At 70.7% G+C, this 8,973-nt stretch carries 9 protein-coding genes; 6 read left to right on the top strand and 3 right to left on the bottom strand.

Features of this window, described 5'->3' with window-relative positions:
* On the top strand, positions 1-1,841 hold a 1,841-nt coding region (locus tag HY703_05745), incomplete at its 5' end, for a S46 family peptidase (GenBank protein ID MBI4544673.1).
* Between the two features lie 10 nt (positions 1,842-1,851).
* Here HY703_05745 and HY703_05740 read toward each other — a convergent pair.
* Positions 1,852-2,745, bottom strand: coding sequence for a phosphatase PAP2 family protein (locus tag HY703_05740; GenBank protein ID MBI4544672.1), 894 nt, complete (start codon positions 2,743-2,745; stop codon positions 1,852-1,854).
* A gap of 87 nt (positions 2,746-2,832) precedes the next feature.
* Between HY703_05740 and HY703_05735 the strand changes: the two genes are divergently transcribed.
* A complete protein-coding gene (locus HY703_05735) occupies positions 2,833-3,672 on the top strand; it encodes an ABC transporter substrate-binding protein (protein MBI4544671.1) in 840 nt (279 codons plus the stop codon).
* Between the two features lie 523 nt (positions 3,673-4,195).
* On the opposite strand, the gene HY703_05730 is transcribed toward HY703_05735, so the two are convergent.
* Positions 4,196-5,359: a glycosyltransferase gene (locus tag HY703_05730; GenBank protein ID MBI4544670.1), complete on the bottom strand. Its 1,164-nt coding sequence runs from the start codon at positions 5,357-5,359 to the stop codon at positions 4,196-4,198.
* Between the two features lie 78 nt (positions 5,360-5,437).
* Here HY703_05730 and HY703_05725 point away from each other — a divergent pair, with 78 nt between their 5' ends.
* On the top strand, positions 5,438-6,568 hold the full coding sequence (locus HY703_05725; protein MBI4544669.1) for an aminotransferase class V-fold PLP-dependent enzyme: 1,131 nt from the start codon (positions 5,438-5,440) through the stop codon (positions 6,566-6,568).
* Positions 6,565-6,876: a nucleotide pyrophosphohydrolase gene (locus tag HY703_05720; protein ID MBI4544668.1), complete on the top strand. Its 312-nt coding sequence runs from the start codon at positions 6,565-6,567 to the stop codon at positions 6,874-6,876. The genes HY703_05725 and HY703_05720 overlap by 4 nt, the downstream gene beginning before the upstream one ends.
* Here the strand turns inward: HY703_05720 and HY703_05715 are convergent.
* Positions 6,859-7,890, bottom strand: coding sequence for an alcohol dehydrogenase catalytic domain-containing protein (locus tag HY703_05715; GenBank protein MBI4544667.1), 1,032 nt, complete (start codon positions 7,888-7,890; stop codon positions 6,859-6,861). The two genes, HY703_05720 and HY703_05715, sit on opposite strands and share 18 nt — an antisense overlap.
* A 203-nt stretch (positions 7,891-8,093) precedes the next feature.
* Here HY703_05715 and HY703_05710 point away from each other — a divergent pair, with 203 nt between their 5' ends.
* The gene (locus HY703_05710; GenBank protein MBI4544666.1) at positions 8,094-8,564 is read left to right on the top strand and encodes a hypothetical protein; all 471 of its coding nucleotides are present in this window, start codon (positions 8,094-8,096) and stop codon (positions 8,562-8,564) included.
* 5 nt (positions 8,565-8,569) lie between these two features.
* On the top strand, positions 8,570-8,973 hold a 404-nt coding region (locus HY703_05705; GenBank protein ID MBI4544665.1), incomplete at its 3' end, for a proline dehydrogenase.

The following is an 8,973-nucleotide window of genomic DNA, read 5'->3' as shown; positions in this document are numbered from 1 at the left end:
GTCCGGGCGAGAGCCTGCTGGACAACGGGTTCTACGCGACGTCGCTCGAGGAGGAGCGGCCGGTCGCGAACTTCTACGCGGACCAGTTGATTGCGGCGCTGGACGTGAGCGATGAGGTGCTGCGCGCGGTGGACCCTGGCCGGGACGAGGCGGAGCGTGCACGCTTGCGGGACGAGGCGGCGCAGCGCGTGCAGGCGCGGCTCCTGGAGCAGCACGCGGGCCGTGCCAACCGCGTGGAGGTGGTGCCGCTCTACAACGGCGGCCGCTATTCCGCCTATGTCTTCCGCCGCTACACCAACGTGAGGCTGGTGGCCGCCACCGAGCTGCAGCTCGGCTTCTTTGGCGGCGACCCGGACAACTTCACCTATCCGCGCTACGCGCTCGACTTCGCCTTCCTCCGCATCTACGACGATGCCGGTCAGCCGCTCCGCGCCGGCCACTACTTCACCTGGAGCGAGAGGGGCGTTGAGGAGGGCGAGGCGGTTTTCGTGATCGGGAATCCCGGCCCCACGAACCGCCTGAACACGATGGCGCAGCTCGAATTCCAGCGCGATGTGCTGGTGCCCGCGCTCGAGCACGCGTTCGACATGCGGCTTGCCGCGCTATGGGAATTCTACCGCGAGAATCCGAGCGAGGGTGATCGCCTGGACATCCGCAACAAGGCGTTCCGTCTGTCCAACTCGCTCAAGGCGTACACGGGCCGCCTGGCCGCGCTGCGGGATCCGGATATCATGGCCAGGAAGCGCGGTGCGGAGCGAGGGCTGCGGGACTCGATCGCGGCCCGGCCCGCACTGCGCCGCCGCTACGGCGATGTCATCGACCGCATCGCGGCGCTGCAGCGCGAGCGAGCGCCGCTGGCCGCGAGCTACGGCGCCTTCGTGCTGTTTGGCAACGCGACGTACGGCTCGGCCACGCTCCGCCGCGCCATGGCCGCCCTGGATCTGCTCCAGGCGTCCGCGCGCGGCGCGCCCGCGGACTCGGTGGCCGCGCTGCGGCAGCGGCTGCTCGCGATCGAGGATCACCCGGCATCGCTCGAGCAACGGCTGCTGCGCGTCCGGCTCGACGATTTCGGCCGTTACTTCGGCGCGGACAAGCTGATCGTGCGCACTGCCCTCCCCGGCGGCATCTCGCCCCCGGCCGCGGCAGAGCGAGTGCTGCAGGGGAGCGCGCTCGCCACCGCGCAGCGGACAGCCGCGGCACTGGAGGCCGGCTCCCTCACCCGGGAGGATCCCGCCATCCGCCTCGCCGCCGCCATCCAGCCGCACTTTGCCCGCTACAACGCGGAGCTCCAGCGCATCGGCACGGCCGAAGCGGACCTGGCCAGCCGCCTGGGCCGCGTGCGCTTCGATATCTACGGCACCGCCGTCCCGCCAGACGGATCATCCTCGCCGCGCATCACGGACGGCGTGGTCCGCGGCTATCCCTACAACGGCACGCTGGCGCCGCCCTACACCACTTTTTTCGGGATGTACGACCGGCACTACGCCTTCGGCCAGGAAACGGACTGGGCCCTGCCCGCGCGCTGGCTGCCGCCGCCGCGCGAGCTGGACCTGGGCACACCCTTGAACTTCGTCTCGACTGCGGACACGTATGGCGGGAACTCCGGATCCCCGGCGGTGACCGCGCGGCTCGAGCTGGTGGGACTGAACTTCGACCGCAACGTCGAGGGGCTGTCGCGGGACTTCATCTACCTGCCGCAGCGCGGGCGCAACATCATGGTAGACGTGCGCGCCATCCGCGAGGCGCTAGCCGACGTGTACGACCTGGACCGCATCGCGCTGGAGGTGCTGACGCATCGACTCTACGCCACGGAAGCGGAGGCGGATGCGGCAGGGCGCTGATGGGGGGGCTTCAGCCATCCTGCCCGCCGGCCACCGGCTCGGCCGCAGCCGCCGGTTGCAGGGCAGCCGGCGCCTTACCCTCGATCAGCAGGTTGGGGCCGAGCGCCAGCCACACACCCATGAGCAGGTAGCGCAGGTAGTGGGCGGCGGCCGCGTCCGGCAGCAGGGCCGCGAGGCCGGCGCGCAGTGCCAGCAGCACCGCCAGGCCGAGCAGCACCCGGGCCAGCAGGCGGTGCGGCCGCCCGCCCGGAACGTAGGCCGGCGCTAACTGCCGGAACAGAAGGTAGCCGGCTATGGCGCCACCTGCGGCACCCGCACTGCGCACGCCGGCGGCGCCGGGGCTGGCCAGCGCCAGCAGCGCGGAGCCGCCCAGCACCAGGGCGGCAAGGGCCGGTCTCCGGAGCTCCGCCTGCCAGCGCCCGAGCAGCGGCTCCATCCCCAGCGCACCGGCCAGCACGGCTGCGCCCAGCGCGAGTCCCCCCAGCACGTCCACCGGCCAGTGCACTCCCAGGTACACGCGGGAGAGGGCGACCAGGACAACCAGGATCGCCGCGGCGGCGGTCAGGCGCCGGTCCTTCAGTCGTGCCGCGAGGTACCCCCAGAAGGTGAGGGCCACCAGGGCGTGTCCCGAGGGGAACGCCGGTCCCAGGTCCACACCGCGGTAGGCGAGGCGGAGGGCGTCATCGGGCCGCGGTGAATCGATGGCCAGCTTGAGCGTGTCCTGCAGCCAACCGCTGGCCAGGAGAACGCCGGCCACCCGGACGGCGAAGGCGGGCGGCCCCAGCCAGAAGAGCAGGGGCAGGGCCAGCGTGTAAAACTCCTCGGCGCCCAGCGCTGTAACGGCTACGGCCAGCCGATCGAGCCAGGGACTCGAGAGCTGCTGCAGGAAAAGGATCGTTTCCATGTTTGACGCCAATCACAGGCTCTCGTAAACTCCGCACTTCACTATTCCCCCGTCAACCTGCGGCCGGCATCACGGGGATAATCGGCTATGCCTCGCAGCATCCGCGTCGCCCATTCGCCGGATCCGGACGACGCTTTCATGTTCTACGCCCTGGCCACGGGCAAGCTGGACACGGGCGGACTGCACTTTGTTCACGAGCTGCAAGACATCGAGACGCTGAACCGCCGCGCGCTGGCGGGCGAGCTCGAGGTCACGGCCGTCTCGATCCACGCCTACGCCCTGCTGGCGGAGCGCTACCTGCTTCTGCCGCACGGCGCGTCCATGGGCGAGGGGTACGGCCCGCGACTGGTGGCGCGCCAGCCGCTCGAGCCCGCCGGCCTCGCCGGCACCCGGGTCGCCGTGCCCGGAACCATGACCTCCGCCTACCTGGCGCTCAAGCTGTTCCAGCCGGCGGCCGAGACCGAGGCCATCCCCTTCGATAAGATAATGGAGCACGTCCGAGCGGGGCGCGCCGACGCCGGCCTCCTGATCCACGAGGGGCAGCTCACCTACGCAGACTCCGGCCTGCACCTCGTCGCCGACCTGGGCGAATGGTGGGCCGGCGAGACGGGCGGGCTGCCGCTGCCGCTGGGCGGCAACGTCATCCGCCGCGACCTGGGACCCGAGCTGATCCGGAAGGTTTCCACTGTGCTGCGCCAGTCGATCGCCTACGCCCTGGAGCACACGGAGGAAGCGCTCGAGTACGCCCGCCGCTTCGGCCGCGGGCTGGACGCCCGCCAGACACGCGAGTTCGTCCACATGTACGTCAACCCCCGCACCCTGGATTACGGCGAGGATGGCCGCCGCGCCGTCCAGCTCTTCCTGGACCGCGGCTATCAGGCCGGCCTCATCCCCCGGCGCGTCACGGTCGAGTTCGCGAGCGACTGACGCCGCACGCCGGGGCTCGCGGCCATGGCGCGCGGTGGCCCCGCGGCGGTGGTGGATCCCGCCTCCTGGCCACTCTGACCGCCACCTGGCCTGCCCGCATTCCGTGTGCAGCGCGGGACCGGCGCGACCGTCGCCGCCAGTCGCCGCCGCTGGCTGCTCCCCGACGGCGACTGCCAGGTACGCGCAATTCCGCGGTGGAATACCGTGGAATTTGCCGCATCCCGGGTCCCTGCGCCGCACATGCCTCCCGACCCCTTTTGTAAGGTTTTGGCTTCGAGCGGCATCTATATAAGGATGGAGGGGCAGAGTTCGGTCAGAAGCAGGTAGCTCCCCGGGACCCGCCTGCGCGACGAAAGGCCATGACGAAGCCCGTAGCAGCCGATCACTGGCCACACGACGGTTCACTACCTCTCCCGCCTCGCGCCCGTCCTCGACGGGCGAACGCAGTCCTGCACCACCATCCCGGGGAGCGCCCCTCTACGCCGGAGCCGGCGCGGCGCAGGCACAGCGCCACGCCAGGCGCTTACCTGCCGGTCGCGCGGCGCTCGCCGTAGAGGCGCCCCTTCCATGTGATACGCTCGCCACGCAGCGCGCTGCGTACGCAGATCCATGCGGCCAGCGCGCCGCCCAGCGGGTAGGCCAGCGCGTAGAGTGGGCCGACCCGGAGGCGGAGCAGCAGGACCAGCCAGGGCACGAGCGAGATGCCACTCGCCGCCCCCGCCCAGCCGCGCACGCCGCCGTCGAACCCGGCGACCCAAGCCGCGAGCAGCAGGCTGGGCGGCAGCACCCAGAGCGAGAGCAGCGCGGCCGCCGCGATCCAGGGTACGAGCGGGCCGAGCCAGCTTGCCACGACGAAGCGGGAGCCCACGGCCATGTTCTTCGAGAAGCCTTCTACGACTCCGGCCAGCGACCGATACATCCGCGTCTCTATCAGATCCTCGGCATAGGCGAGGAAGATGCGCCGGCCGCGCTGGACGAAGTGCTGCGCCAGCCGCAGGTCCTCCGCCACCTCGCCCCCTACCACCTGGTGGCCGCCGACCGCCTCGTACGCCTCGCGCCGCACCAGGATGAACTGACCATTGGCAATCACGTCCCGCGGGCGGCCGGATCGGTTGATGCGCGACAGGTCGCCGTAGCGCAGCAGCAGCACCAGCATGATCTGGGGCATCACCACCCGCTCCCAGAAGCTGCCCAGGAGCTGGCGCGGAAAAATGCTGACCAGGTCAGCCTTCTCGTGCTGCAGCGCGGCTACGGCACTGCCCAGCAGCCGCGCGTCATGCCGTGTATCCGCATCCGTGAAGAGCAGAAGCTCGCCCCGCGCAGCGCGGTACCCCTGCCAGCACGCCCACGGCTTGCCGAACCAGCCGGCGGGGAGCGGCTCGCCGGTGATCACCCGCAGGTTGCCGCCGCCTCGCTCGGCGAGCGCCTGCGCAATCGCGCCCGTGCCGTCCTCGCTGCCGTCGTCGACCACGAGCACCTCGAAGCGGGGATAGCTCGAGTCCAGCAGGGTCACCACGCACGTGCCGATGTTCAGCGCCTCGTTGCGCGCCGGCACGATCACCGAGACCAGCGGCGCATCCCGTGGGGCCGGCGGCCGGTACCCGTTCAGTCGCGGCGTGCGCCGCACCAGCAGCGGCACGAGCAGCGCGAAGAGCACCCAGGGGAGCAAGGTCAGAAGCTGCATCATGGGCGGAGAAGGTAGGACAGGTTACGCCGCGGGGCGAGAGGGTTGCCCTGCGCGAGACCCGGCCGGTACGTTGCCGCCATGAATTGCGAAAGCTGGCGCGCCGAGTTCCCCATCCTGGCCCGCAAGACATACCTGAACTCCTGCTCCCTGGGTGCACTGTCACGCCGCGCAGAGGCCCGGCTCCTCGAGTTCCAGCAGGAATGGCACGAGCTGGGCGCGGCCGCGTGGTACGAGCTGTGGCTGGGCCGCAGCGCGGAGCTCCGCCGCCGCGTCGCCGCCATGCTGGGGGCCGACGCCGCCGAGATCGCTCTCGCGCACTCGACCTCCGCCGCCCTGGCCGTCATCGCTTCCGCACTCGACTACGCCCGCCGGCCCCGCATCGTCATTGCCGAGCTGGACTTCCCTACGCTCGGCTACCAGTGGATGGTCCACCCCGGCGTCGAGCTGGTGCGCGTCCCGAGCGACGACCGGGCGACTATTGATCCGAACCGCTTTGCCGACGCCGTCACCGACCGCACCGCCGTGCTGGCGACGAGCCACGTCTTCTTCAGCAGCGGCGCGATCCAGGAGCTGGCGCCGCTGGCCGAGATCGCCCACGCCCACGGCGCTCTCTTTCTGGTCGATGCCTACCAGAGCGCCGGCCAGGTGCCCGTGGATGTGAAGGCCGCAGGCGCGGATATCCTGGTTACCGGGCCCCTCAAGTGGCTGCTGGGCGGACCGGGGCTCGCCTACCTGTACGTGCGCCAGGAGCTGATCCCGCAGCTTACGCCCACCACCACCGGCTGGTTTGCCGCCCGCGACCAGTTCGCCTTCGACGCCGCCCGCTTCGAGTTCCACGACGATGCCCGCCGCTACGAGCTGGGCACGCCCGCGGTCGCCACGCTCCATACCGCGCTGGGCGGGCAGGAGATCATCGACGAAGTCGGCGTCGCCCGCATCCGCGCCCGCAACCGCGCGCTGGTGGATCGCCTGGTGCGTGGGCTGCAGGCGGCGGGGTTCAGGCTGCGCATGGCGCCGGACCCGGAGGCCCGCTCCGCCATCGTCATGGTGGCCCACCGGGACCCGGCCGGCGCGGTGGCCCACCTGGCCGCGAACGAGATCATTGTGGACTGGCGGCCGGGTCACGTGCGCATCTCACCGCACTTCTACAACACGGAGTCGGAAATGGAGCGCGTGGTCGAGGAGCTGCGCCGCTGGAGGGAGCCGTGACGATCCGCGAGGCGCAGCAAGCGGTGGACGCCTGGATCGGCCAGTTCCGCGAGGGGTACTGGCCGCCGCTAATCAACCTCGCACGCCTGGTGGAAGAAGTCGGTGAGCTGGCGCGCGAGCTCAACCACCGCTACGGCAGCAAGATCAAGAGGCCGGACGAGCCCGAGCAGGACCTGGCCCTGGAGCTGGCCGACGTGCTGTTCGTGCTGGTCACGCTGGCCAACGAGCAGAAGATCGACCTGGAGGACGCGTTCGCCCGTGTGCTCGAGAAGTACCGCTTGCGCGACAGCTCACGCTGGACCAGGTGACAGCACGATCTTGCCGAACTGCTCGCCGCGCTCGAGCCGCTCGTGGGCCTCACGCGCCCGCTCGAGCGGCCAGATGACGTCTACCACGGGCCGCAGCTCGCCACGGAGCACCAGCGCCATCACGGTCTCGAACTCCGTACGATTGCCCATGGTCGTGCCCACGACCTGGAGCTGCTTCCAGAAGACCAAACGCAGATCGGTCTCGCCGGCCGAGCCGGTGGTGGCGCCGTAGGTCACCAGCCGCCCGCCCCGCGCCAGCGCCCGCAGGTTCTGCGGCCACATGGCCTGTCCGACGGAGTCGAAGACGACGTCTACGCCGCGCTTCCCTGTGTCCCTCCAGACCTCGCGCGAATAGTCCGCCGCGGTGCGGTCGTAAACAATGTGCGCGCCCAGCTCGCGCACGCGCGCCACGTGCTCCCCCGTCGTCACGGCAAAGACGCGAGCGCCCGCGAGCCGCGCGATCTGCACCGCGGCCGTGGCCACGCCGCCCGATGCGCCGGTAATGAGCACGTCCTGCCCCGCCCTCAGCCCGGCCCGCGTGATCAGGCCGCGCCACGCGGTCAGGAAGACCAGTGGCGCGGCGGCCGCCTGCTCGAACGGGTAGTCGGCGGGGACGCGGTACAGGTTGCTGGCGGGCACGGTCACATACTCGGCGAACCCACCCTGCGTGTGCTCGCCCAGCACGGCAAACTCGGCGCACTGGCTGTGCTCGCCGCGCAGACACCACTCGCAGCGGCCGCACCAGAGCGAGGGATTGACGACCACGCGCTCGCCCACCTCGACGCCGCCCACCCCAGGCCCCAGCTCGACAACCACGCCGGCGATGTCCGAGCCACCGATATGAGGCATGACGGGCTGGATCGGCAGTCCTCGCCGCACCCACAGGTCCAGGTGGTTCAGCGCCGCCGCACGCACCTCGACCAGCACCTCGCCCGGACCGGGCGCGGGGCGGGGGACATCCTCGATCCGGATCACCTCTGGCCCGCCGAACTCGTGGAACGTAGCCGCTTTCATAGTCGCCTCCCCTTGCGTCCTCGGGCCACGCTGCACCCGGCGCGAAGCTTACGCCCGGGCGTGGGCCGGCGCCACCCCGAAAGCCCGCGCACGGCAACGGATCCGCGGCTTGTCGAAGCGCAGGGCGGCGATTAGGTTGCGGGGTCGATTTCCCCCGAATGCACGCGGCTCGCCGGCAGGCGAGACGTGCCAGGCGGTTCGAAATGTTCGAGAACGACGCGCACCACGACCTTCTGCACGCCCTCGAGCAGGGAGCAGTGCCGGCCGGGGCGGAAATCTCCAGGGAAATGGGCGAGGAGCAGATCGATCTGCTCGAGACGTTGCGCCCCGTAGAGGAGCGGCGGCCTGCCGACGCGCCCGATCTCACGTTGGGCGGCTACATCGGCCTGCACGACCGGCCGCCCGCCTTCGAGGGAAGTGACGGCCAGCCCTACACGGTCGGTGTCGAGACGCAAGCGACAGGCGACCCGGCACGCGCCTGGGCCGCGTTCCTGGTCTTCGTCCGCTGGGCCGCCACCGGTGCGGGGATCATGGCGCACGTCGAGTCCGGCGACGTCGCCTTCGGCTCGACCGAGGAAGAAGCGGCAGAGAGCGCGCTCCAGCTCTCGCTCTACGAGGTCAAGGCGGAGCTCGATGCTGCCATCGCGCGGCTGAGGCAGGAGCTGGAAGACTGAGCACCGTGTTGCGGCACGGGCTGCTGGCGCTCAGCGAGAGCCGGCTCGCACGTCGCCTCGCGCAAGATGTCCCCTTCTCCCGCGCCCTCTCGAGGCGCTTCGTGGCCGGCACGACCGTGGACGACGTCGTCCGCGCCGCCGCTGACCTCAACCGCAACGGCTTCAGCTTCTCCGTCGACTACCTGGGAGAATCAGTGCGCAGCCGCGAGGAAGCCCGGGCCGCAGCCGGAGTCTACCAGGCGCTGCTCGCGCGCATTGCCGGCGCGGGCCTGGACGGCAACGTCTCCCTCAAGCTCAGCCAGATGGGCCTGGATGTGGGCGAAGAGTTCCTGCGCCAGAACGTGGGACGCGTGCTGGACCGCGCTGCCGAGCTGGGCATCTTTATCCGCTTCGACATGGAGTCCGGCGC

This window comes from Gemmatimonadota bacterium (assembly GCA_016209965.1).
Taxonomy (GTDB): Bacteria; Gemmatimonadota; Gemmatimonadetes; order Longimicrobiales; family RSA9; genus JACQVE01.
The sequence above is the reverse complement of the archived record's forward strand: the minus strand, read 5'-3'. Positions and strand labels throughout refer to the sequence as shown.